This window comes from Actinomycetota bacterium (assembly GCA_030018275.1).
GTDB lineage: Bacteria > Actinomycetota > Aquicultoria > Subteraquimicrobiales > Subteraquimicrobiaceae > Subteraquimicrobium.
This window is the reverse complement of sequence record JASEGB010000003.1, coordinates 13,219-39,286: the sequence shown is the minus strand read 5'-3', so window position 1 is coordinate 39,286 and position 26,068 is coordinate 13,219. Positions and strand designations below refer to the sequence as shown.

The 26,068-nt window shown below is 46.1% G+C and carries 19 protein-coding genes and 1 other annotated feature; of the genes, 2 read left to right on the top strand and 17 right to left on the bottom strand.

Annotation, left to right across the window (positions count from 1 at the left end; all coding sequences use genetic code 11):
• Positions 1–84 precede the first annotated feature (84 nt).
• The 10 genes from QMD66_01770 to QMD66_01725 all read right to left on the bottom strand — a co-directional run bounded on the left by QMD66_01770 (position 85) and on the right by QMD66_01725 (position 15,452).
• Positions 85–1,239 carry an alanine--glyoxylate aminotransferase family protein gene (locus tag QMD66_01770; protein MDI6821596.1) on the bottom strand — a complete coding sequence of 385 codons (1,155 nt, stop codon included), beginning with the start codon at positions 1,237–1,239 and terminating at the stop codon, positions 85–87.
• Positions 1,240–1,529: 290 nt separating this feature from the next.
• Positions 1,530–2,522, bottom strand: coding sequence for a ketol-acid reductoisomerase (ilvC, locus tag QMD66_01765; protein MDI6821595.1), 993 nt, complete (start codon positions 2,520–2,522; stop codon positions 1,530–1,532).
• 21 nt (positions 2,523–2,543) lie between these two features.
• A complete protein-coding gene (ilvN, locus tag QMD66_01760) occupies positions 2,544–3,032 on the bottom strand; it encodes an acetolactate synthase small subunit (GenBank protein ID MDI6821594.1) in 489 nt (162 codons plus the stop codon).
• The gene (ilvB, locus tag QMD66_01755) at positions 3,029–4,729 is read right to left on the bottom strand and encodes a biosynthetic-type acetolactate synthase large subunit (GenBank protein ID MDI6821593.1); all 1,701 of its coding nucleotides are present in this window, start codon (positions 4,727–4,729) and stop codon (positions 3,029–3,031) included. The genes ilvN and ilvB overlap by 4 nt, the downstream gene beginning before the upstream one ends.
• Positions 4,730–4,945: 216 nt before the next feature.
• Positions 4,946–6,610, bottom strand: coding sequence for a dihydroxy-acid dehydratase (ilvD, locus tag QMD66_01750; GenBank protein ID MDI6821592.1), 1,665 nt, complete (start codon positions 6,608–6,610; stop codon positions 4,946–4,948).
• Positions 6,611–6,726: 116 nt separating this feature from the next.
• Positions 6,727–6,978 (bottom strand) — a binding site (T-box leader).
• Positions 6,979–7,023: 45 nt separating this feature from the next.
• Positions 7,024–8,475 (bottom strand): glycogen synthase, encoded by a 1,452-nt coding sequence (locus tag QMD66_01745; GenBank protein MDI6821591.1) that lies wholly within the window; start codon positions 8,473–8,475, stop codon positions 7,024–7,026.
• A gap of 45 nt (positions 8,476–8,520) precedes the next feature.
• Positions 8,521–10,752 carry a glycoside hydrolase family 57 protein gene (locus QMD66_01740; protein ID MDI6821590.1) on the bottom strand — a complete coding sequence of 744 codons (2,232 nt, stop codon included), beginning with the start codon at positions 10,750–10,752 and terminating at the stop codon, positions 8,521–8,523.
• Positions 10,745–12,880, bottom strand: coding sequence for a DUF1926 domain-containing protein (locus tag QMD66_01735; GenBank protein ID MDI6821589.1), 2,136 nt, complete (start codon positions 12,878–12,880; stop codon positions 10,745–10,747). The genes QMD66_01740 and QMD66_01735 overlap by 8 nt, the downstream gene beginning before the upstream one ends.
• Before the next feature lie 54 nt (positions 12,881–12,934).
• Positions 12,935–14,143, bottom strand: a complete 1,209-nt coding sequence (locus QMD66_01730; protein ID MDI6821588.1) for a glycoside hydrolase family 57 protein — start codon at positions 14,141–14,143, stop codon at positions 12,935–12,937.
• Positions 14,133–15,452, bottom strand: a complete 1,320-nt coding sequence (locus QMD66_01725) for a glycosyltransferase family 4 protein (GenBank protein ID MDI6821587.1) — start codon at positions 15,450–15,452, stop codon at positions 14,133–14,135. Before QMD66_01725 ends, QMD66_01730 begins: the two co-directional genes overlap by 11 nt.
• A gap of 183 nt (positions 15,453–15,635) precedes the next feature.
• Between QMD66_01725 and QMD66_01720 the strand changes: the two genes are divergently transcribed.
• Entirely contained in the window at positions 15,636–16,052 is a 417-nt protein-coding gene (locus QMD66_01720) for an EamA family transporter (GenBank protein MDI6821586.1), read from the top strand.
• Between the two features lie 80 nt (positions 16,053–16,132).
• Here the strand turns inward: QMD66_01720 and QMD66_01715 are convergent, their stop codons facing one another.
• Both QMD66_01715 and QMD66_01710 read right to left on the bottom strand, forming a co-directional pair.
• Positions 16,133–16,333, bottom strand: a complete 201-nt coding sequence (locus QMD66_01715) for a thioredoxin family protein (protein MDI6821585.1) — start codon at positions 16,331–16,333, stop codon at positions 16,133–16,135.
• 395 nt (positions 16,334–16,728) lie between these two features.
• Positions 16,729–19,440, bottom strand: coding sequence for a UPF0182 family protein (locus QMD66_01710; GenBank protein ID MDI6821584.1), 2,712 nt, complete (start codon positions 19,438–19,440; stop codon positions 16,729–16,731).
• A 101-nt stretch (positions 19,441–19,541) separates the two neighbouring features.
• On the opposite strand from QMD66_01710, the gene QMD66_01705 reads away from it, so the two are divergent.
• A complete protein-coding gene (locus QMD66_01705; GenBank protein MDI6821583.1) occupies positions 19,542–20,183 on the top strand; it encodes a LysE family transporter in 642 nt (213 codons plus the stop codon).
• Between the two features lie 311 nt (positions 20,184–20,494).
• Here the strand turns inward: QMD66_01705 and QMD66_01700 are convergent, their stop codons facing one another.
• The 5 genes from QMD66_01700 to QMD66_01680 all read right to left on the bottom strand — a co-directional run bounded on the left by QMD66_01700 (position 20,495) and on the right by QMD66_01680 (position 26,051).
• The gene (locus QMD66_01700; protein MDI6821582.1) at positions 20,495–21,682 is read right to left on the bottom strand and encodes an MFS transporter; all 1,188 of its coding nucleotides are present in this window, start codon (positions 21,680–21,682) and stop codon (positions 20,495–20,497) included.
• A gap of 49 nt (positions 21,683–21,731) precedes the next feature.
• The gene (locus QMD66_01695) at positions 21,732–21,911 is read right to left on the bottom strand and encodes a hypothetical protein (protein ID MDI6821581.1); all 180 of its coding nucleotides are present in this window, start codon (positions 21,909–21,911) and stop codon (positions 21,732–21,734) included.
• Between the two features lie 23 nt (positions 21,912–21,934).
• Positions 21,935–22,804 (bottom strand): lysylphosphatidylglycerol synthase transmembrane domain-containing protein, encoded by an 870-nt coding sequence (locus tag QMD66_01690; protein ID MDI6821580.1) that lies wholly within the window; start codon positions 22,802–22,804, stop codon positions 21,935–21,937.
• 42 nt (positions 22,805–22,846) lie between these two features.
• Positions 22,847–24,601: an ATP-dependent DNA ligase gene (locus QMD66_01685; protein MDI6821579.1), complete on the bottom strand. Its 1,755-nt coding sequence runs from the start codon at positions 24,599–24,601 to the stop codon at positions 22,847–22,849.
• A 394-nt stretch (positions 24,602–24,995) separates the two neighbouring features.
• Complete coding sequence (locus tag QMD66_01680) at positions 24,996–26,051, bottom strand: methionine synthase (GenBank protein MDI6821578.1); 1,056 nt, start codon at positions 26,049–26,051, stop codon at positions 24,996–24,998.
• Positions 26,052–26,068: the final 17 nt, after the last annotated feature.

Sequence of the window (26,068 nt, the reverse complement as noted above, 5' to 3'; positions counted from 1 at the left end):
TTCCCTCCAACCTCGGTTATTGGGTTACTAAGTTACTGGGTTATTGGGTTATTGTTTCCCATTCACCCATTCACCCATTTATCATTAGAGTGGATTTTCCCTGAATACTTCCTCCGCCGCCTTAATCGCGGTTCCAAATTCGAGGGGGTAACCCAACTCGGAGAGAGTGCTCTCCAAACCCGATAGGGTGGTGATGATGTCAAACCTATCAAAATAGCCCAGATGACCAATTCTGAAAATCTTTCCCTTCAGGTGCTCTTGACCACCGGCTATGGTAATTCCATATTTATCACGCATGATTTTTACAATTTTCGTTCCATCTATCCCCTGGGGGACCTTAACGGGTGTCACCGCATTTCCTCTCCCTCCAGGGGGAGCAAAAAGCTCCAAACCCAAAGCTTGGACTCCCTGGCGGACAGCCTCAGCCAAAATGGCGTGGCGCCTAATAACGTTTTCCAACCCTTCTTCCCTGATCAGCCTTAAAGCCTCCCTCAATGCCATCATCAGTGAAATTGGGGGGGTAAAGGGAGTTTGAGGGGAGGATCTACCCAATGCATCGCGATACTTCTTATAACTAAAATAAAACTTCGGCAAAGTAGACCTTTCAACCGCCTCCCAAGCCTTATCGCTTACGCTCACGCAGGCTAAACCAGGTGGGAGCATCAAACCCTTTTGAGACCCGGTCATGACCACATCCAGGTGCCACTCATCGGTTTTGCACTCCACGGCGCCTATTCCAGTTATGGAATCCACCACCAAAACGGCCGGATGGTCTTCAACGATCTCTCCTATAGTCTTAATATCATTGAGGATTCCCGTGGAGGTCTCACTTTGGACCACCAGTATACCTTTTATATTCTTGTCCTTTTCAAGCAGGTTTGCAATATCATCTGGATTTACCACCTTGTTCCATTCGTACTCGAGTTTTGCAACGTTGAGACCATAGACCTCGGCAAGTTTTATAAATCTATCCCCAAACTTACCGTTGCTTGCGGCGATAACCTTATCGCCCGGAGAAAATAGATTGACAACTGCTGATTCCATGGCTCCCGTACCTGAAGAGGCGAAGATGAGTACGTCGTTTTTCGTTTGAAAGATATATTTAAGGTCCCCTATCAAAGAAAGCAGAGTTTCCGTAAAAAGAGGCGTGCGATGGTGTATCATGCATCTCGCTTGAGCGAGAAGCACATCGGTTGGCACAGGAGTGGGTCCCGGTGTCATTAAATATTCCTTTTTCATACTCTACCTCCCAATTATAGTTAGGTCATAAGCTATAAACTTGCTGCCAAGAGCCGCTTACAGAGCAAATGTGAGCAACGGCGTCGCGAGCGCAATTCGAGCAACCCGATGCACCCGAAGCTCAAGGGCGGCCCTTGAGCACTTTGCATTTGAAAATGACTCATGTGCATACTATTATTTTGAGCCTTTAATCACAAACCAATTTACAAAATTCCCAGATTCCAGTCACCAGATGCCGGTGAAAATCTTTGAGATATTTCGACTGGGATCTGGGTCCAGAAATCTGGCAACTATTTTTTGATCCAACTCATCATGGACCGAAGCTCTTTTCCTATCCTTTCTATCAAGTGCTCAGCCTCGCGCTTTCGTAGTGCGTTAAAAACGGGGCGTCCCGCTTGATTTTCCAAAATCCATTCCTTGGCAAATTCCCCGGATTGAATCTCCCTAAGAATTCTTCGCATCTCATCCCGTGTTTGCTCGCTTATGATCCTCTTACCTCGGGTAAGATCACCGTATTCCGCGGTATCGCTGACGGAGTATCTCATTCCGCTGATGCCACTTTCGTATATTAAGTCTACTATAAGTTTGAGCTCGTGCAAACATTCGAAATAGGCTATCTCCGGCTGATAACCCGCTTCAACTAGGGTGTCGAAACCGGCCTTTATCAGTTCCGCTGTTCCTCCACAGAGGACACATTGCTCGCCAAATAGGTCGGTCTCGGTTTCCTCCTTGAAGGTTGTCTCGATGACTCCGGCTCGAGTGGCTCCCAAACCCTTTGCATAAGCTAATCCTATCTCCTTGGCGTTACCAGTATAATCTTGATAAACAGCTAATAAAGCTGGGACTCCGGTGCCTTCCTGATAAGTCCTCCGCACAAGATGACCAGGTCCCTTTGGAGCAACCATTATCACATCCGTATTCGGTTCGGGGATAATTTGATGGAAGTGAATATTAAATCCGTGAGCAAAAAGGATCGCATTGCCATTATTCAAGTTGGGTTGGATTTGGCTATAATAAATATCCCTATGGGTTTGATCCGGGGTGAGCATGGCTACAAGATCCGATGATTTTACAGCATCGGCTATTGTCATCACATTTAGGCCACTCTCTTGAGCTTTCCGCCACGATTTGCCCCCTTTGCGTAAACCAACGATGACATCCAGACCGCTATTATTTAAGTTGAGGGCATGGGCGTGTCCTTGACTACCAAAGCCGATAATTGCAATCTTCTTGCCCTTAAGTACATCTAAATCGGCATCTTTGTCATAGTAGATCTTAGCCATTTGACCTCCTTTCCTTGTTACTTATCCTCCCACCTTAGCTCCCCTGGGCAAGGCAACCTTACCCGTGCGAACCAACTCTCTTATGCCATAGGGTCGAAGTAAATCCTCAATCGCCTCGATCTTATCCCCCGTTCCCGTGACCTCTATGGTAAGAGTCGTCTGACTGACATCCACTATCTTGGCTCTGAATATATCCACTATCTCGATGATCTCCGGTCTAACCTCCGCGGTGGCGTTGACTTTAATCAAAACCAACTCCCTCTCCACGGACTCTTTTGGATCGAGATCGCTTATCTTGATCACATTCACCAGCTTATGAAGCTGCTTAGTCACTTGCTCCAAGGGGCGCTCCTCGACATCGACTACTATGGTCATCCTGGAGACCTCAAGATTTTCAGTGGGTCCCACAGCCAGGCTGTGGATATTAAAGCCTCTGCGTCTAAAGAGACTCGACACCCTGGCTAAAACCCCTGGTTTATTTTCAACCAATACGGATAGGGTATGTCTCACTCTCCCTCACCTCCGATCATCTGGCTAAGGGGTGCTCCTGGGGCAACCATGGGAAATACATTCTCCTCCCTCTCTATCCAGCAATCTATTATCACAGTCATGGGGGAGGCGATTGCCTCCTCTAAGGCTGGTCTTACCTTCTCCGGTTTGGTTATCCTCATACCCTTGGCTCCATAAGCCTCAGCAAGCTTTACAAAATCCGGAATTCCGGGCATCAAATCGACAGCGTAATACCGATGTTCATAAAAAAGCTGCTGCCACTGTCTGACCATCCCCAGATAGCCGTTGTTCATGATGACGATGTTGATGGGCAACTTATTTATAACCGCCGTTGCAATATCCTGCGAGACCATTTGCAGACTACCATCCCCATCGATATCTATAACTATGGCATCGGGGCGACCGAATTGGGCACCAATTGCCGCGGGCATACCAAATCCCATGGTTCCCAAACCTCCCGATGAAAGAAACGTCCGGGGTTTAGTGACCTTATAATATTGAGCAGCCCACATTTGGTTCTGCCCCACTCCAGTGGTTATTATGGTCTCTTTATCCTTCGTTAGATCATAAATTTGCTCTACGATGAATTCCGGTTTCAAACCACCTTCTTTGCTGTAAGTAAGGGGATATTTCTTCCTCCATTCTTCTACTTGCTCGTTCCATGCCACCCTATTCTGCATCTTTTCCCCCGCTAAGAGTTTCTCGAGGATGGCGATGAGATCATGAAGGATGAATCGGGCATCGCCCACGATGGGAATATGAGTGGTCACATTCTTTCCTATCTCAGCCGGATCTATATCGATGTGGATTATCTTTGCTTTGGGAGCGAAAGTGGAGAGTTTGCCCGTCACCCTGTCGTCGAAACGGGCGCCCACAGCGATGATGAGATCGGTTTCGCACATGGCATAATTGGCATAACGGGTGCCGTGCATCCCCAACATTCCCAGAGAAAGGGGATGTGTTTCAGGGAAAGCACCCTTCCCCATCAACGTGGTGGTCACATGAATTTGGGTCAGCTCAGCGAGTTTCTTCAATTCCTCGGAGGCTCCGGAAGTGATGACTCCCCCTCCAGCATAGATGATTGGGCGCTGGGCCTCAATAATGGCTTTCGCCGCTAATCTTATTTGCTTGGCGTGTCCTCTATAAGTGGGTTTATAGCCGGATAAATCAACGCTCTCGGGATATTTATAATTTATGACAACTTGAGATACATCCCTGGGAACATCGATAAGCACCGGTCCCGGTCGCCCGGTGGAAGCTATATAAAATGCCTCCTTTATCACCCTCGGTAGTTCATTGGCATCCTTCACTAAATAGCTGTGCTTGACTATGGGAAGGGTGATTCCAGTGATGTCAGCTTCCTGGAAAGCATCGGTGCCGATTACGGGTGTGGGAACCTGACCGGTGATGGCCACGATTGGTATCGAATCCATATATGCATTAGCTATGCCGGTAACTAGATTGGTCGCTCCCGGTCCGGAGGTAGCCATGCATACTCCGACCTTCCCCGTCGCCCTCGCATATCCATCAGAAGCATGCGCTGCGACTTGTTCATGCCTCATCAAAATGTGTTTTATCTTCGATTCCCGAAGGGCATCGTAGATGGGAAGCGTGGCTCCCCCCGGAATTCCGAAGATGACCTCTACCCCCTCCTTTTCCAAACTCTTCACTATTGCTTGGGCTCCCGTTAGCTTCACCTTACCACCCCTTTCAAGCCTTCGGCTTAGTTGATAGTCGGTAGTGATTAGTCGGTAGTGAAAAATCTAATACCTTAACTCCCAACTGTATTAATCGCAGACATTGGTTACACTCTTACCTGGTTCACCGTTCACCATTCACGGTAATTATATTCTAGATTAAGCTCATATTTTTTGGGATGGGGGATTGACTCCTAACTCCCGACTAAGAGACTATCAACTCCTCTTAATTATTGCTCCTTCAGAAGCAGATGATACCAATTTTGCGTATAAAGCCAAATATCCTTCCTTGACTTTAAGAGGAGGAGGTGACCACTCTTTCATCCTCCTATCCATTTCGCTTTGATCCAATTTTAAATTCAATTTTCTTCCGTGGATATCTATTTCGATTAAATCCCCCTCTCGTATGATGGCGATGGGTCCGCCCTCTTGGGCTTCGGGAGAAACGTGTCCAATTGCTGCACCTCTCGTGCCCCCCGAAAAGCGCCCATCAGTAATTAGGGCTACATCCCTATCCAGCCCCATGCCCACGACCGCCGAGGTGGGAGTGAGCATCTCCCTCATTCCCGGACCACCCTTCGGTCCTTCGTAACGAATGACGATAACGTCTCCCTTATTTATTTTGCCTCCCATGATTGCCTCAACGGCTTGTTCCTCAGAATCAAAGACCCTGGCGGGACCGGAATGCCGAAGCATCTCCGGCAAAACTGCCGATTGTTTGACCACCGCTCCTTCGGGAGCCAAATTTCCGCTTAAGATTGCCAGACCCCCCGTCGTTGAGTAGGGATTGGTTATGGGTCTTATGACTTCGGGGTTAAGATTTTCAACATCCTTGATATTTTCTCCAATGGTTTTACCCGTCACCGTAATCGTACCGGTATGTATCAAATTCGCCCTGGCTAGTTCGGCCATAAGCGCTGGTATCCCACCGGCTTCATTTAATTCATAAATGTGGGTAGTGCTCGCCGGACTTATCTGACAAAGATTGGGAGCACTGTTGCTGATCTTATCAACGATATCCAAATCGAGATTTATTCCTCCCTCACATGCGATGGCCGGAAGGTGAAGCACCGTATTCGTTGAACCACCAAGGGCCATATCCACAGCCAATGCGTTCTCAAAAGCCGCAAGCGTCATGATGTCGCGGGGTTTTATATCCCTCTGTAAAAGCTCCATTATCTGCATCCCAGCCCTTTTCGCCAATCTAATCCTTTCGGAGTAAACGGCGGGAATAGTGCCATTGCCCGGTAAAGCCATACCCAAAGCCTCGGTCAAACAATTCATGGTATTCGCGGTAAACATCCCTGAGCAGGAACCACAACTGGGACAGGCATAATCCTCAATTCTAGCCAGCTCTTCCTGACTCATTTTACCAGCTTCAACGGCGCCAACGGCTTCAAAAACGGAGATCAAATCGATATCCCGACGCTTGTATCGCCCCGTGAGCATGGGACCACCGCTAATGAAGATGGTTGGGATGTTTATCCTCATCGCCGCCATGAGCATCCCCGGAACTATTTTGTCGCAGTTGGGGATCATGACCAGGGCATCAAAGCGATGCGCTTCCACTATGAGCTCTATGGAATCGGCAATCACCTCACGGCTGGGCAAAGAATATTTCATACCCGGATGATTCATGGCGATACCATCGCAGATACCAATGGTACAAAATTCAAGGGGAGTCCCGCCGGCGATGCGCACCCCCGCTTTCACAGCCTGAGCGATCTTATCAAGATGAATATGGCCCGGGATGATTTCATTAGCTGAGTTGACGATACCGATTAAGGGCCGATTTATCTCCTCATCGCTCAATCCAGCTGCTTTAAGTAACGATCGATGGGGAGCTTTGCTTAGCCCCTTTTTCATGACATCGCTTCTCAAATTCATGATCCTTCCTCCCTTGCATTGACTTCCTTGATATTTCCAGAAGTCGTCAAAATATCTATAATATGCAACCTGCATCTTGCGTCTGGTGACCATACAATAAAACCCCTCATCCAAGGGACGAGAGGTCTACAACTCGTAGAGTTCTTCTTCCGCGGTACCACCCAAATTCCTCCTAAACGGAGGCACTCATAGCATTGTAACGGCTGCTAACCGATCAAACCTACTAAAAGTTACATCCCTTCCACTCTTTTGGGCTTGATAGCTCCAGGGCGACATTCAATTCGGCAAACTGTCCCGGCTTTCACCAATCCCGGTTCGCTGTGACAAATGCTAAATCTACTACTCCCCTTCACAGCCTTTAGAAAGCTAAAGTTACAGGTAATTATATCCAAACCAGCAACAAAGTGTCAACTCTTCCTTCTGAACTCTAAAGCTTTTTTATACAATTGTACATAGTTTCTCGCTGAGCTCATCCAGGAGTGATCGGCACTCATACCCCGTTTAATCAACTCAGACCAAATAGCTTTGTGTTTGAAAGTCTCAACGGCTCTAACGATGGTCGAAAATAGTACCCAATGGTTGTAGAGTTCAAAGACAAAACCATTCCCTTTACCGGTAGACGGGTTGAAATCCTTAACCGTATCAGCCAAGCCTCCTGTGGCTCTCACCACCGGAACCGTGCCATAGCGCATGGCGATAAGTTGGCTCAAGCCACAGGGTTCGAATTGAGAAGGCATCAAAAGCATATCACTGCCAGCGTAAATCCTTCGTGCCAGATCGGGATCAAAAGAAATATTAACACAAATCTTTGTGGGAAATTTTTGGGCAATTCCTCTAAAGAGACGCTCAAAATATTCGTCCCCGGTCCCCAAAAATACAAGCTGAAGATCGTGTAGCAGGATGCCATGAATGGCGTTAGCGACCAGGTCTAGTCCCTTCTGACTCACTAAGCGAGAGACTATGCCCATGAGTGGCATTCTGGAATTAACCGGTAAATTACACTCCTTTTGCAATGCCAACTTGTTTGCTTTCTTCTTCTCGATGGCTGTAGCATCATAGTTAACGGGAATTCGCTTGTCAGTAGCTGGATCATAGTCCTCATAATCGAGACCATTCAATATTCCAAAGAGCCTTTCCCGCCTCTTACGGAATAATAAGTCAAGTCCCTCTCCATATTCAGGAGTTTGGATTTCCAGCGCGTATTTCTCACTAACGGTGTTTACCACATCTGAAAAGAAGATCCCTCTGCTCATGAAACTGGAAAATTCCGCAATTTCGGTATATTTAGAATCGTATCCCTCCAATTCCCCTTTCCTCCAAGTGCCAGGTCCACATGCACCTTGATAGGCCAAATTGTGGATGGTGAAAACCGTTGCAGCATGCTTAAAAAAGGGATCATTCTCATAAATGGTCTTTAGGTAATTGGGTATGACCCCCGTATGCCAATCATTGCAATGTAAGACATCGGAGCACCACTCGGACTTTTTGAGCATCTCCAAAACCGCCCTGCTAAAAAAGAGGAATCTTTCATCATCATCGGAGTACCCATATACCCTCTCCCTGCCGAAATATCTAGTATTTCCAATAGCATAAACTGGGATATTGCCTTCGTGGAGAGCCTCTTCGATCAACGCAGGCTCGTGATGGTCATCACCCATGGGAACCAATATCTCAGCAGTCCTCTTAAACCGAAATTTAGCACGGTCAATAAAGGCATAGCCCGGAATACAGATTCTCACGTCGTGCCCCAGCTTCCTCAAAGCTTTCGGTAACGACCCAACCACGTCCGCGAGCCCCCCAATCTTAACGAAGGGAACAGCCTCAGCGGCGATCATGAGAATTTTCAATTTATCGGTCATCATCTCCACCCCCATACCGAAACACAGATTGCCTTGAACTTTTGATTAGGGAACCGCGATCGAGATCGTACCCTCTTTTGGTGCCCTTTCTAACTCAATTCCTTCTTTTATCAAAATTAAAGCAAAATCGAGTCTATCGCCCGATTTTAATTCCAAATCGGAAAAGGGAATCTTTAGTTCAATGCATTCGCCCTTAGCTACGTCTTTTAACTCTCTTTTTCCTTCCCATTTATTCTCTCCCCTGGCCGAGGAAAGAAAGGCAACGATTCCATTTGGACTAAATTTTAATTCCATTCGATAAGCCAGACCGAAACCCAGCTCACCCGTGTTGGAATGAAGACCCCAATAAGGACAGGAGGAGTTCAGGGGTTCCTTTCTTGGATGGGAAAAATAGAGCTCAAACCAGATATTACTTATCTCAAATTCGTCAGGGCTAAAATGTGTATCCATTCGTAAGTATAGATTCTCGTAATCCCAGCCGTAGTAAATCCTCTCGATGACCTTCTCCGTCCAAGATTGAGTGCCCATTAACGTGGAAAAATCGTAATATCCTGCGAGAATCCATTCATTATCTGTGACCTTCCCATCGATTTCGGGACAGATACTTCCCAGGGGATAAACCACAGGAGACAGTGACGGTTTTTCTCGAATTGGACGGAAAAGATCGTGAGGGACGGGCTTATCCAATAGTTTGTAAACTCGGCGAAGATGCTGGCGAAACTGGCTATCCCAAATGTCATTGAATTCGGACCGATGAAGGTCACTGAACCACCAGAACCAATCGCTACCCTCCGCTATATATACCTCGTTTAACGACATTTTCCATGTTTCCTCACATTTCTTACTTCGATGCTCCTTGAACCGAGATAAAAAAGATCGGGTTTCCGATAGAATATCCCATGCTTTGGCTTGCGTGGGGTCTCCAATCCAATCACGCAGGTTAGCACCTATCCAAGAACCGGTATAAAGCCAGGAAAGTTCCTCTTTCGGAGGATTTTCTGCCAAATATTCACTGATGGTCACCGTTCGTAGGGTTTGGCTTTTCTCCAGCAATCCGTAAAGAGTATGCAAAAACTGATGACCATCATTTTCATAAAATTCCCAACAATTTTCACCATCCAAGGCGATGGTTACTAAATGCTCACTGCTCTTATCTCCCAAGGCAGTCTGGACATGATTTAACCTCCTCACTAAATCTGTTGCCGCATCCTCGGGAGACCACGAAGAATAAGTGAAACTTATCAAATCAGACAAAACCCGATCGCGAAATACGATTGCGAGAGAGAACCCTTTTCTCTCTATGCGATAGGCTCGGTAAAGCACTTTGGGTTCGTTTACATGACCTATACCATGACGAGAGATCTCGATCCCAAGCGATTTGGCTAAAATGCCTTCATCGCTGATCAGCCAGGATATATCGGATCCCCCCACCATTGAAAGGATATCCTCTCCCACAGCCAATTCCGGAGGCCAAAGTCCTCGAGGTAACTCGCCAAAGTGGTTTTGGTAGCAATCTATACCCATCTTTATCTGTTCCTTTACATCCTCTGGAAAAGCAAATTGCCTCATGGGAAACACTATTTGTGGCATGGCAAGTCTTGCGATGTTGATATTGTTCAAAAGAGGAAGGATGGGATGATAGTAAGGAGAGGTTGTAACCTCAATCTGACCTCTTTCCCGCGCTTCCTTATACAAGGAAATGATCCTCTTAATTATCTCCTTTTGCTTTTGAGCTATGACCATTTTGTCTTCCTCTTTAAAATTCCTCCCCTTATTCACTAAAGATTGCAATTTTTCATCGGTCTCGATCCAGAAAGGATCAAACCAGGATAAGTTGAACCAAATCTGCAGATCGAGCATATCCTGCTGGGTAAGAATTTCGATAGCAGCTGTGGGGGATAAAGTTGTTAGAAACTCAATCCTTTTACAGAGGTCAAGGTATCGAGGATAAGGGGAGATTCTTTTATACCAAATGGGATTGCAGAACCGCTTGACGATGAAGAGTTTTTCGGAAGGGGTGAGTGCATCCGCCCGTTTCATGGTCATTTGCCAATACACGTCTTCGACATCACCCTGACCATGGTCTTGAATTTGCCTGAGAAGGCAAGGGGTGAGATTGAAAGTTAGGTGAAGATGGGGATAACCTTTGAGGATGGCAACCATGTCGGCGTAGTCTTTTATAGCATGCATTCGAACCCAAGGGAAGGTGTAGGAGTCATTCCCATAATAAGGCTGATGCATATGCCAAACAAAGGCTACATTTAGAAGTTTACCCATGACACCTTGCCTCTTCAATCTCGTGAATGATTCTAACTTTCCAACTTTCTTGTGATTCCAGGATAAATTTCCAGCTAGGCATCAACACAGAGCTCTGATAAGTTCTCTCAAAGCCCTCTTCCGATTGGGATACCGTCTCGATGGGAAATCTCCATAAGAAGGCATCTTTGTCAAACATGAGAGTGATGTTGAGCTTCTTACACTCATCCCGAATGCCCACCGTCGAAGTTCCCGAACTTTCTCCCATACTACTCAACTTATTATCGGGCAATTTTTTCCCAGGAATGTGATAATAAGCATGCTCGCAACCTCCGGGCATGGAAAAATTAAATTCTACTCCAAACCAGATATCCGAGCTTCGGCGAGTAGCAGGATTTTTAATCTCATAATCGATGGTGAATCTGGAATGTTCTTTGGGAATCTCTATCCTCTTTTGAACCTGAAGGGGTAGCCTTAAGGATCGCTTAAATATGATTCCCCTCCGCTTGAGCAAAATTACAGGGGGATCGGAGCCAATCACTTGAGCTTCATAGGGTTGATCCACGAAATCACCCTGTTCTTCATAATCGCATTCTTTAAAAGAGCTTAAATTCGCATCCGGAGACAAAAAATGATCTATTAAAGAGAGACGCCTATACCGGTCGTAATGCAAATAAGGTCTCAAATCCTCTTTACCCACCCGAATGAGCTCATGGATGGTTTTCGCTTTAGAGCCTTGTATTTCCTTTTGCTCCTGCGGTTGGAGGATCTTTTCATGATAGGGTTCTGGTCTTCTGGCCAGCGTATTCAATAAATTTACTAGTTTCGGTTTGTAGTCCAGCTCAAAGAGGGTCCCTCCTTCCGCGGGATCAAAATATAGATTCAACCTCGATGTCTCCACAAGCACCTCATCTAGCCCATCCTTATCGAAATCGAGTAATTTAACCTCTGCCCAAGCTTTGCTGCCATGCAATCGCTCATCCTCCAACGCCTCCGCACTGATCAAATGCTCGTAGATGGCGGATCTAAGGTGGGGAAGATAAAGACCGCCGAAAACGCCGTGCCAATAAGCATCATTGCACTGACCTCGCCATAGCTCCTCCAGGGCTTTGGGGTCATTGGTCCGGTGAACCTTTTGGCTCACATAAAGCATCTTTTTATGCATGTTATTGCTCTCGGGGTACTTTACCAAGAAATTCCTCCAAAGCGTCCCTCTTAGAAAAGGAGAATATCGCTGTAAGGTCTGCGACTCACTTAATTCCCTCACAATTCTCTCATATTCCAGAGCCATGGGGGTGGGGAGAGCCCACTCCATTAACTCTGTATAGGATGCGGTGGTTAGGTATATCCTTCCACGAGGATCAAATTTGTCAAGGCATTCAGCGAAAGTAAGGACATCGATCCAATCCGAATTTTCTTCAAGCAGATTGAAGAAATTTTCTAGCCAGCCCTCTCGGTAGACGGTCTTGTAGGTTTCTGGCCAAGCTCCAAACTTCTCTCCATCGTCATCAATTATGGCTATTCTGTCACCTCTATCCGTAGCCAGGCTATGCAAATAATCGATTATTCGCTTGGGCTCTTTAAAGGGGATGAGATATCTGAGCTTCATGCTCGAGGGAAAAACCTTGAGGGCAGCTCCTTGCTCCTCGGTGACGTAGTATCCCACCATCTCCTCATCCTTCAAACCGGAGTATCTAAAATGAGAGTCATCGACCACCACATATTCTACCCCTGCATCGGAAATGGGCTTTGCAAGATGTGGTTCCCAAACTCGCTCGGCAAGCCACATACCCCGAGGAGAATAATGGAGATGAGACTGGATAAAATGGGTTAACTTATTGATCTGTGCCACCTTATCCTCGTCTGGGATGATGGGTAGGATAGGTTCGTAGAAACCCCCAGTTTTTATCTCAATCTGCTTTGCATCGATTAATCGTCCAAGCATCTCTAGTAACTCGGGATGAGTCTGTAAAATCCACTCAAGGAGAACTCCGCTATAGTGCAGAGTTGCCTTAATCCTGGGGTGAGACTCCAATACCTGAAGAAAGGGAAGGTAAGCTTGCTGGTATGCAAGTTCAATTACCGAGGGGGGGTTTCCGACGGGTTGATGGCTATGTAGTCCCAAAACAAAACTAATTCTCCTGATCATACGTCTCCCAGAGATGCAATGATTGTCAAATTCGTGATCCGTTGAAAAACATTTTTATAGATAATGATCCATGGCCCGAATTACATTCTTGTATACCTGTTGTTGCTCCCAAATTATTCTATCCGGACCGAGTTCCCACCACCGTCTTGGGGTGAAGTAGGCCGATACCTCGGCTTCCTCACCAGTACGCCCAAACCATTGAATCGTGTGCAGGTTATCCGATTGTGTAAGCCACATGGCGATGTCCAGCAACCTCTCATGTCCAGTGAGTTTGGCTTTGTTGTAGACGTGCTGCATGAGCCTGAATATCGCCAATTGTGCGGAGTTTCCCAGGAAAAACTCCATCCCCCCGCTTCCCGCCCAGGTGCAACCGAATTCCGGCAAAGGGAGATCATGGGTCTTATCCTCATACTTTGCTATGGCTTCACTTGGCGTAAGGCAGGTGATGTTCCTCCACTCAAGTTCTCGAGGTAATGATCCCATAAACCAAAAAATTCCCGAATCTTCCCTTTGATGCTCACCGAAGGTTTCCATATCCCAACCGATGAGCACAAAATCTCCCCTTGCCTCTTTAAGCCAGCGGGCATAGGTTTCAGCTTTGAGAGGCCAGCCCTCCCATCTCCAATTGGAGAACCTATAGCCAACATCGTCGCTCAAATCATAATGCCTGGGGAGGAGTTTGAGTTTCTTCCCCACATAAGTGTAAAGGTGGGTGGGATCACGCCATTCCAGCACCCACTCCCTGCCGTCCATTAGTGCACCTTCGAATCCCGCCTGTAAAAGAGCAAAATAAACATCATTTGAGATATACATCTCGGTGGTATCGGTTACCTTGGGCTCAAATCCAAAAATCTCCTTAAGATAACCCCTCCACCATTTCATCCGATCAATGAACTTTTCTACGTCGAAGAAAAAAATGAAGCTATGAGAGGGCTCCACGCAGACTAACTCTACATTGGGATGCTTGACCAGATTTTTAAAACCTTCCAAAACATCTGGTCCCCAGGCTAAGGCCTGTTTGATGAAGGAAGCGGAAAAACCGATGGACATCTTGAAACCACTTTCTACCATCTGAAGAAACAGGCTGGTAGCTGGGTGGTAACATGTCTTTGAAACCTTCTCAAAGTAAAATCGATTAAGCTCAGAATCGAAAACACATCTCTCAATATCATCGGGTATAGCTCCCTTAGGTATAGGTTGAGCAGGCAACTTCAACCTTTGAGGCTGATGAACGACAACGTAGACTACCAGATCACTGGCCATGGGGATTTTCCCCCATTTGGATATTTTTGGTGAACGCTATGAACTCTAGCCTGTAAATTAGGTTTTTGAGGATTTCGTCCCAGGTGTATTGCTTGGCAGTTATCCGTGCTTCTCTCCTAATCCTTTTCTCCTCATTAGGATGTTCCTTTAAGAAGAGCAAATATTGGACTAACTCTCGGGGATCATCGGTTTCCAAAACGATGGCATTTTGGAAGGGGGTCACATAATCCTCACCAGTTGACCCAGTTATCGCCACCCCTCCGGCGGCCATTACCTCCAAACCCACCAGCCCAAAGGGCTCCCTTCCACTATTGGCCAAGACTGCATCGGAGTCACGGTAGATGAGCCTCAGAAGGTCTTCAGAGAGATAAAACTTGAGATTCAAAATATCAGCGGGTAAGGCTCGGCGGAATGCATCAAGGGAATTTTTAATATCTGGCTCTTTGACCCTAACTTCCTTGACCATTAAACCCAGCTTTTTTGCATTATGCATCACTTCTCCCTCGTAGGTTTCCTTACCTCCTCTAATCAAGAAAGTCGTGGAAACACCGATCCTCTTCAAGCAAGCAACCGCTTCCACAGCCATATTCCAGCGTTTATCGGGGTCCCATCTCCCTATCTTGAACAGCACCAAATCGGAAGGGAAAATTGTCCGAAATTCTTTATAGAGTTCATGATCGTGCTCCTCCAGCATTCTTTTGGGAATCCCATTGGATATCACCATAGGATTTACACCTAAACCCCACATGCAATGCTTCATATATTTGCTCACAGTGGTGATGGTTGTGGTGTAGTTCAGCCTACCCCAATCTATCCGATGAAAGGACATAGTGTGGTTGGCATTCCAAAGCATCAATACTTTATCCCTGAGACCATTATAGTGAAGGATGTCACTGATGTTGATCATCGCAGCGGCGGTATGCCATTCCTCTCCCATTATAACCACCAATTTTTTTCTTTCCACCGCGGGCTTAACGATATCATTCATGACAAAAGTGGGCACAGTGTCGTTGAAGTCGTACAGCTTTTCACTTTCACCTTGGTACACCCCAATCGGGTAATAGTCACTTATCCACTGAGACCAGCGATGGAGAATCAATCTCCCCTCCTGCAAGCATTCTTCACCCGGCTTCTTCGGATCTCCGATGAAGATGACGTGGGTAGTAAACCCCTTTGAAGCCAAAACTTGAGTGAGCTCGGAGACCCTCACCCCCAAACCTCCTGCTTGAGAATAATATTTATCCGGTCCTTCAAAGGATATGACCACGAACTCTGTATTTTTTGGTGTTATTTTGATTGCCTTGACCACAAAAACCACCCCTATAAAAATTTATCGCCTCTACAATTTAAGTTTATCAACACTCGCATTCATTTTTAAGCTAAATTTGGAAGAATTTTCTTTTTATTCTGTTCTCATTTTAGTATCCTTTGCTTACCGCAATAAATTTGTTTGGTCTAATCACAAGAATTATCTCGATTAGGAGGGAATGAAATGCAGTGGTTCTGGTTTGCGATTTTGGCTGCCTTATGCTGGGGTAGCGCTCCCATCTTTGAAAAAGTAGGGATAGGGAAGATGAGTCCCCTTGTTGCTGTTACCGTAAGAAGCGTTGTCATTTCCATAATCCTCATCATCTCCGTCATTCTTACAAAGGAAATAACGACAATACCCAGGGTTGAATTGAAAAGCTTGATTTATATAGCCATCGGTGGCATCTTGGCTGGACTTCTGGGTCAAGTGTTTTATTTCGCCGCGCTAAAACTCGGTGAAAGCTCTAGGGTCGTCCCCGTGTGCGGAACATATCCTTTAATTGCAGCAGTATTGGGGATATCCCTGCTCGGTGAAGCCCTCACCATCCCGAAGATAGTCGGAATCATTCTAATAGTTGCTGGAATAATCTTGGTACGATAAGCGATCTTTTGGGGACAGTCCCCCCTCAAGGCGTGGAGCAGCGGAAATTATTAGAAGTGGTCAAATTCAAGATGAATGCATTACTCAATAGAGGAGAGGAGCTTCTTCACTTCCTCCACCGTGAGAACTCTTCCAGATACCACAACCTTGCTATCCACAATCACTGCTGGTGTCATCATTACACCGAGCTTTGCATATTCCCTTACATCATAAAGGTGTGAGATATCAGCGGCAAGGTTCAGTTCAGCACAGGCGTCGATTACATTCTTCTCTGTTGACACCTGGGGCAACCAGGTCCCGCAATTTGTATTTTCATGCTTTCACCTCCCAAAATATAAAATGGCTGTTTAATTCTAAAACAATGTTTTAGACTAAAATTTTTGCTTTCACCCCCACTTTTGAGTAGGATTCTAAAGCTTTCTTGTCGAATCCTATCAAACAAATCTTTGATTCCATTGACTGGTCTTTTATCTATTCCTTGGTTGAACCTAAATACTCTGATATTGGAGCAGCCGGCTTTTTTCAGTTTCCCTTTTTAAAGCTCAGCTTTTATCTACCGGCAGCAAGCGAGCATTTCGCCTAAACGTGATGTTAACAAACTTAAATTCGCATAACACAATAAACTATTGACAATTCGATGCAACTCTAAAATAGGTTTGACTCCGAGGTGACAATATTACGTTCGTTCTTTGAGCATATTTAAGTAGCTTTCCAGTTTCTTGATCTCTTCACCGAAGCCTGCCCAATCACCAGCTTTGAGTCGCTCTTGAGCCTTATTGAAGTGCTCAACAGCGGCATCGATGAGCTTGGCTATGGGCAATTCTTCCTCTTCGGGAGGTTTTATCCGCTCGCGGACTTTTTTCTCTTCGAATATAGCGCGCAAAGCCGTATCGAGGTTCTCCTCCATGGCAATGCGATTGCTGAAGGCGACGATTACCCTCTTTAGCTCGGGGAGCTCGGTTTGCTCCGCCTCCAAATAAAGGGGCTCAATATAGAGGAGTGATTGTTCAATTGGGATGACGAGCAAGTTACCTCGAATCACCCGAGACCCTCTCTGGCCCCAAAGGGTCAATTGTCTAGAAATTCCAGGATGCTGATTGATACGTGCCTCGATCTGCATCGGTCCGTAAATCAGCTTTTCCTTGGGAAACTTGTACACTAAAAGCTCCCCATAATCCTGTAGGTCGCACTTGGCACACACCCAAGCGATCATGTTATCCCGATTCGCGGGTGTAAACGGTAACATGAGGATGAATTCTTCCTTTGGATGATCCGGCAATCTCATGATGATATAATATGGCTCTATCTTCTGCTCACCTTCCTCATAAATCTCCTCTGGAAGAGTCCACAAATCTTCCTTATTGTAGAAGACTTGAGGATCTTGCATATGGTAGGTGCAGTACATTTGAGCCTGGATTCTGAATAACTTTTCAGGGTATCTAATGTGCTTCTTCAAATCAAAGGGCATTGCCTCAAAAGGCATGAATAAACCGGGAAAAATTTTGGCGTAGGTATTTATGAGTGGATCCTCTTTGTCAATGAGATAGAAAACGGTATCTCCATTATAGGCATCAATGACCACCTTCACAGAATTTCGGATGTAGTTACCCTTGCCAAGGTTTCTACCCTTAAAGGGTTCAGAATAGGGATACATATCGGTAATGGTATAGGCATCTAGGATCCAGTAGAGCTTGCCATCCTCGGAGACGACGAGGTATGGATCAGGATCGTAAGTCAAAAATGGAGCTATTTTCCTTACACGTTGAGTAATTTGGCGATAATACATGAATCTACTTCTGGGCGTGATTGCATCGGAAAGAAGAATCTTCACGCTCTCAAATCTCAAAGCGAAGGCGAGCTTTCTGAGGAGCGATCTGACTGGAACTCCGCCCCGCCCCCTATAAGTGGTCCACTTATTTTTGTCGCCCTTGGGATAATCAAACTCCCTTTCCTTGGTTTTCACTATGACATACTCATTGGCTATTTCTCCGTAATATATCGCTGGGCGATTGATTTTCAGATTGACCTTTGACTTCGGTGGGATATCCTTGATGAGTAACTCTGGCAAGCCCTCTGGAGTAACCGTATTCACGGGATTCATGACCAGACCATGTCCATGGGTATAGACCAAATGCCGGTTAATCCAAGTTTTTGCAGCCGCGGGAAGTTGATCCTGTGCCAATTCCCTTGCAGATAGGGTAACTTGTCGATACTCACCATCCAAGTGATAGCGGTCGATGTCGACGTCTCGGAAATTATAATACAATCTTATTTCCTGTATCTGACCATAGGTTTTCCTTAAGGGGCGCCAATCCCAGAGCCTTACATTTTTTATCGTGGCCTCATTCTTTCGGATATCATCCAAAGTCAAAGTCTCCGTGGCTGGAAATTCCCGCTCCTTTATTTTGTTTAAATCGTAGGCTTTTCGTGTATATTTGATGTTCAACACGATATATGGCTTTTCTCTGGCAATTTCATTGGGCAGAACCCGATACTGCTGGATGATGGCAGGATAGATGGTACCGGCTACGATTGAAGCTAGTATGAGTAAGCTTATGCCCGTGGCGGGGAGCCTCCAACCACGGTAATAGATATTGATTATGAAAAGAGCAGCGCAGAATAGGGACATGATGATCATTAGTCTCAAGGCTGGAAGCTGAGCGTGGATATCGGTATAGCTCGCTCCAAAAGCCACCCCTCGCGGGGAATATAAAAGTTCGTATATATTCAGCCTGTAGCCCCAAGCGATGACGACCAAAATTAATCCGCACAGTACCGAAAGATGCGCTTTAGCCTGGGGCACGATCCTCACCAGTCTTGAGAGGCGAGTCTCCCTTCTCCTTAAGAGAATGGCTCCTTCAAACCAATACACGAAGATCGAAATGAGCACGGCAGCCACGAGGGCACACAGTAACCATCCCCATAGATAGCGGTAAAGGGGCAGGTTGAAAACATAAAAACCTACACCGCGATGGAATATGGGATCGGTAATTTTGAAAGGGACTTGATGGAGATAGCGTAAAACCATATCCCAATGGTCTGCAGTACTACTCGCGGCGATGGCGCTAAAAAATAATGCAATGACTAGTAAGATTAAATTGAAGTATCTCCTGTACACCCCTCTATAGATCTCGATTAATTCCTGTTCGATGGTTACATATTTCGGAGAAAGATACCTGGTGAGGAGGGCGTTTATGAAAAGGATGGCGAAGAAGAGAGCCCCCGAGAATAACGCGAGGAGAATTTGGGTTGAAAGAATTTTCAAAAAGACTGAAGCGTATCCAAGTTCTTTAAACCATAACCAGTCGGTGTAAAGTCCAGCTATCCTCCCCAAGCTGAGCAGGATCAATAAAATGATTAAAATCAGAATCCATTTGATCCTTCTCATATTTGCCCCTCACTTTAAACAGATTTACCTTTATTATATATTTGTCATACTACCATAGCTATGATAAAAAGCTATACCGGGGGTCGATCCAAGAGATGGTATTGGGACTTCTGGGATTGATAGTTGCCTCATTCCTGGCGGCATTATCAGGGGCTATTGTGCCCGGACCCGTTTTTGCGGTCACTATTGCTGAATCCATAAAACGAGGTTATATCGCAGGACCTTTGATTATACTGGGTCATTTCATGATCGAAACAATCATAATCATCTTGCTTTTCTTAGGTCTAGGTGCTGCATTGGAATCGGCATCGGTTAGAGTCGCCATCGGCTACATAGGTGGAGTTATGCTCATGCTGATGGGATTTTACCTAATGATTGTTTCCAGGGGTGTTCATCTCGACATAGAACCGAGTCCAGTCGGAGAAACTCAATTCTCCGCTTATGGTCTTCCCATTGAGGGATTTCTGACCAGCGTCTCCAATCCCCACTTCTTTTTATGGTGGGCAGCGATAGGTATGCCCATCATGTACAAGAGCATAGAGTTCGCGGGAATAATTGGCTTCACGGCTTTTCTGATTGGACATATCAGCGCGGATTTGGGTTGGTTCGGTTTTGTTAGCTACTCCATCGATAAAGGAAAGAAATTTTTGAGCGACATTCTACTTAAATACATTGTGGTTGGCAGCGGGATTTTCCTGGTAATTCTCGGAATTTCCTTTATCCAATTTGCTTATAAGGGTTAATCTGACCTTTTCCTTGCTTTGCATTGGTAACACTTATATTGTTCGATGGCATCCTTCCGAGTGCTAGCTGCTGCGAGCCTACTCGCTGCTCTCTTAAGGGCGAACACCCTCCATAAGTTCGGGTCGGGCCGTTGCCGCTGCTGTTCGAGCCTTGCTCGCTTAACGGTTCTCTTAAGATGCACTCTCCAGGATACCCCGTCCTAAAAATGTGAACTTAATCTTGATATAATTACTGTGAGCTGTGAACCGTGAACGGTGAACCATGTAGAGTGTAACCAATGTCTGTGATTAATACATTTAGGGTTCAGAGTTTAAGGTAAAAGTCTAAAGAATAATATAGCAGCAAGGGCGGCCATAATTCCTCCATAAATGAAGGGCGCGGGGACACTCACGTAGGTCCACAAGAGACCGGCGATAAAGCTAGCGGCAAAGGTTACCAGCCCAGTGGTTGTATGGAATATACCCAAAGCCGTACCCCTTTTTTCAGTGGGAACCAAATCCGAGACAAAAGCCCTGCTCACACCCTCGGTCATGGCCACATAAAATCCGTAGATGGCAAAAAGTCCCCAAACGTAAATACTTGTCCTCACGAAGGCGAAACCGAAGTATACCGCGGCAAAGATGAAGAAACCAGTCATTATGACCCTTCTTCGTCCAATTCTGTCGGAGAGGATCCCTGCTGGAGTCGAAAGGAGGGCATAGACGGAGTTATAAAGCACATAGGCGACCACAACCAGCATCGTTGAGAATCCCAAATTCTTCGCCCGCATGATCAGGAAAACATCGCTGGAATTACCCAATCCGAAGATCAAAATGATTAAGAGAAAGAGTTTGAACCTGCGGTCAAACTGACCTAAGTTGAACTTCGGCACTTCAGCAGGGGACAATGCTATCTTTACCCTCTCCTTCACGAATAAAAGTAGGAGTACAACGGCTGTAACCGCCGGAATGAGAGCGATTAAAAAGATAAGACGATAATTCTCTTCAAGAAGAGTCAAAAGGACCAAAGCCAAGAGAGGACCGAGAACCGCTCCACTCGTATCCATCGCTCGATGGAAACCGAAAGCTTTTCCCCGATTCTGGGTATTGGTTTCATCGGCGATCATCGCATCCCTGGCTGAAGTCCTTACCCCTTTACCGAATCGATCGATGAAGCGGGCGACCAGGACCACCGGCCAACTGAAAGCCGCAGCTAAAAGCGGTTTGGCCACAGCGGAACAGCTATAACCGGAGACGATGAAGGAACGCCGCTTGCCCAATTTGTCGGAGAACCATCCTGAAAATACCTTCAAGATGCTGGCGGTACTCTCTGCAATACCCTCGATTACCCCAACGATGGCCATGGGGGCACCCAAAACGGCGGTCAAGAAGATGGGAATGAGAGGATATATCATCTCGCTACTGATGTCGGTGAATAAGCTCACCATTCCCAGGATGAAAACATTTTTCGTTATTCCCCGGAGGATAAAATCTTTCTCTCTTTCCACTTCTTTGGACAATTTCCCCTTCTTTCCTGCCTCCCAGACTCCCCCTTAAGTCTTACTTTGCTCATTGGCGTAGATCAGAAATGCCCGAAATTAGTGAAATGAGGCCGGCAATGAGAAGGAGGAGCCCCACTCCTCCCTTAATTAAGATGTACAATTCGTCCCACCAAAAGCTTGCAATACCATACACACCAAGAACGAGCAGCACAACGCCCAGAAGTATTAGAAGATACCTCACCGCCATCTCCCCCTTCCTAAAGAGTTTACTTACTTCCTTAAAAATAAAACTAGAATAGCCCCTCCCACAACCAAGTTTAGATAATAGGTTAGAAATCGCCATAACAAAACAAAAACCGCTAATAAATGTTTGGGAACTAGAGAAGCTAGTAAGGCGGCAAATCCTAGCTCCGCTGCTCCACTACCTCCTGGCGTGGGCGAAAGAGGAATGAGGAAAAATAATACAAATTGGTAAAAGAGGACCTGTACCACATTGATCTTGACCCTCAACCCCAAAAGCAACAAAGGTGCAATCGCAAACAAAAGTAGCCAACATAAAATTATACAGCCGGCAACAGCCAGGACCATCAAAAAATTGGAGCGAAAGAGAAGTGAGAGACCTTGATGTAACTTCTCAATCTCATGAGCAATGGAGGTTTGGATTCTTTTCATACGCTCGGTTCCAAAACACCTTACCAAGGGAGACCAATTGCAGCAGGCAGAGGCAAGATGTCCCCCTTTCTGTGGTCTCCACAGAAGATAAAGAAATAGGAGTGTAAATAAAAATAAAGCTACAAGTGTGGGGCCAAAAAAATCAATCCAAGAAGATCTAAGAGACAAATGAGGGCGCAGCAAGAAAAAGACTACCGGTCCAATAATACCAAAAAACCAGGAGGATAAAAGAGCTCTAGTGGATACTACAGCCGTTGATTCCCCAGCAGAGAGTCCCTTCTTTGTTAGAAGATAAATCTGCGTGGGCACTCCCCCTGAGCCGAAGGGAGTAACAAAACCCACAAAATTGCTGGCTAAAAAAATCCTAACCAGGCTTAAAAATGGAATAAATTTACCCACTCCATGAATTAAAAGACCGAATCCTACTCCCTCAAGCAACCACATGGAAACCAGACACAGGAGAGCCAGTAGTAGAAAATTGACAAGCTAAAAGTTGTTCCTTTTTTGGAATCAAGCTGAGACTTTTCTTAACCTACTCTGGTACATCTCCACAATTTCCTGTACCGTTGTAGCATCTTCAGGAGCCTTATCGAATCTAAAATTGCCCGTGAACCGGGGGAATCTGATGGCTAGACCGCTTTCCCTCCTGATCTTATTCAAGGCGCAGGTATGAACCGGACTCAAGGTGATCTCGGCACCGATGGTTTCCAAAACGAAACCGGGGGTAAACCACACATCCGCCTCAATTAGTGAGCCAACTCTCGGATGCTTATGGGAGATCCTATACTTTCCCAGTTTGCCCGGTAATTCGGCGAGATCCTTGTCGGTAAAGCCTGTTCCGCACTTCGTCACCGTGGGAAAGATGTCCCCTTCCGGATCGTATGCTGCCAGAAGCAGAGCACCATAAGTTCCAGCCCTCTTACCTCTCCCATGAAAGGCACCGACAACGACTAGATCAACGGTGTCCGTCATCTCACTCTTGTATTCGCGCTTGTACTTTATCCACAGCCAGCCCCTTGCTCCCGCCTGATAGATCGCATGGGGACCGGTGGCTTTACAAACCAAACCCTCGCAACCATCCTCGATTGCTTTCTCAAAGAACTTCTCCAACTCTTCAACATCGTTGGTCACAAGGTAAGGTGTTAAACTGACTCTATCATTTATCCTTACGATCTTTTCCAGCGTCTTTCTCCTTTCGGGATAAGAACAAAGGGTTAAATCCCTTCCATCAACATAAAGGGCGTCGAAGGCAAAAATTGAGACGGGGTACTCCTCCATTGCCTGTTCAATCCCATATTTCCTGCGCCTGTGCATGAGTTCCTGAAAGGGTTTCATCTCCCCGGTATCCAAATCCACAGCTACACACTCGCACTCGATTATAGCCTCTTTGGCTCTTATATTTTTCCGCACCAGCTCCAAAACGTCTGGATATTGATGGGTGATATTTTCCAACCTTCGGGAGAAAAGGAAGACTTCATCCCCCTTTTTGTGGATTTGGATTCTCTCGCCATCGTATTTATACTCCACCGCGCAGCTCCCCCCCATTTTATCCAATATCCCTTGAGCCGAGGGGAGTCTCTCCGCGAGCATCGGTCGGATGGGCTTCCCCACGTGGACTCCAAACTTTCTTATCCCTTTTAGCCCACCCTTGGCGATGGTACTGGCAACCTCCCCCAAATCCGAGGAGATATTGTAGGCCCTTTCCACTTCCCCCCGAAAATGCTTTCCTCCGGCGTAGACGATGGCCAGTGCATCGAGCATGGTCATATCGGCGATTCCCAATCTGAGCTTGCCCGTGACCGTTCGGATGATGTACTTTGCCTCCTTTGGCTTTGCTTTCTTAAGTAGAGAGGAGAGTAAATTCATCTTCATTTCGATAGTGCCCGATCCCGTGGTTTTGGCCATCTTATCCAACGTTTCATAGACCTCTTCCACGGTGAGGGGTTTTTCCACATGATGTGCTTTCCCCTCAAGAATCCTTTGGATGGTCTCCCCCAAATCGCCGGTTTCCCTATAGCTCTTTTTGACCTTGTCCTCACCAACATCTGCGGCTAAGGTAACTGCCCTTATGGCCAGCTTCTCGGCTATTCCGATCTCTATGCCCATATAATCAGGGTATAGTTTTCCTTGAGTGAGGTAGACCACCTTACCTATAGCTTCTTTAGGGGTTCTCCTGACTAGATCCACTAGGTAATCGGTCATCTCCAATCTTTTGCTTGTACGCTCGATCTTCTCATAAGCCTCGGCAATGAGCTCGTAATCCATCGTTCCCCCCAACATATAATGTCTTACATTTTCTTCCTAATTTTTCCATTTTATATTCCAATATTCTTAAGAATTTTAGAATGACCTGGTCAAAAGCTTGTTTTAAGTTTTTGTATGCTAGTTTGGAACTAATCCTATTTTACCTCCAATCTCAAGCCCAAAGCAAAAGCGTAATTCACCGTTCACAGTTGACCGTTCACGGTTCACAGTAATTAAGTTAAGTCATAAAACCATAAACTTGGCTCATGGCCTCGCACGAGCGAGTGTGAGCGACGGCGTCGCCCCGACTCGTCGGGGAGCATTAAACAGTAATTTTGAAATTATGACATGCGTAGTGATTATATCGAGATTAAGCTCATATTTTTGTGGGACGGCGGGCATCCTGGAGAGGAATTCAGTACTTCTCTCTCATCGCCTTTGAGAGACTCCTTGTGAGATTGAGTACCCTCTCGGCGAGTTCAACCGGGAGAGAACCCGTTCCACAGCTCGGCGTCACGAAGGAAGATTGGAGTAAGAGCTCCTTATCTATACCCTTATTACCCAAAAGATCGATGTTCGATTCGAATCTCTTCATCAGGCTTTCAGTGCTTTCCCCGGCGATATCCTCCGAGGTAGGAACAATCCCCCAAGCCAAAAGACCGCCACGCTCAAGGAATTCCTTCAATTCCTTGGGGTATAGCGTCAAGCTCTCGAAGTAGTTATAGGCATCGAAGCTTACCACATCCACCTTAGTATCCATGAGAATTGCCCAGTCGGTCCGTCCACAACAGTGAACACCACTCAAACCATCAATGGTACCCACGCACTCATTGAGATAATTGATAACCTGGTCTCTCTGCAAGCTGACAAAGGCTGAGCCGAAGGAAACCAGGTAGGGCTCATCGAAGAAGATGAGTGTTCCAACATCCTCTGGGGCAATTTGGGTGAACTCTCTCTCCTGCCATTTCGCTTTTAGGGCAAGGGTCTTCAATACGGTATCGAAGATCGCCTCATTGTATATAATCGCCTTCTTATTCTCATCGGTTACGGTTAAGCCAAAGCTAATGGGACCAGTGACCTGTCCCTTGAGCAACCTGAGCTCCTTTGGTCTACTTTTCTTCAAGATATCGACGAAGACGTGAAAGCCCTGGGCGTAATCGGGGGTTAGAGCAAAGGCTTCGATATCCTTAGCGAGATATCTTTCATAAAATTTCTCAATTTTTGAGGTGACATCCACTGATGTGTCGAAGAAGATTCGATGTCTTTGCTCATCCATAACTACACAGGGCATGCCTTCGCTGTATTGGATGTACATATTCTCTCGAAGGGATAGACGTGGCAGCTGAGGCCAAACGGGTACCTCTGGAAAATTTTCCAATACGATCTGGCAAGCCCTTTTTGCATCGGTATGGGGCATACTCCCAATTGCCGTTGGTATGCAACATGGTTTAAATCCCACCACCGAGTTCACCTTCCCCTTTAATGCTT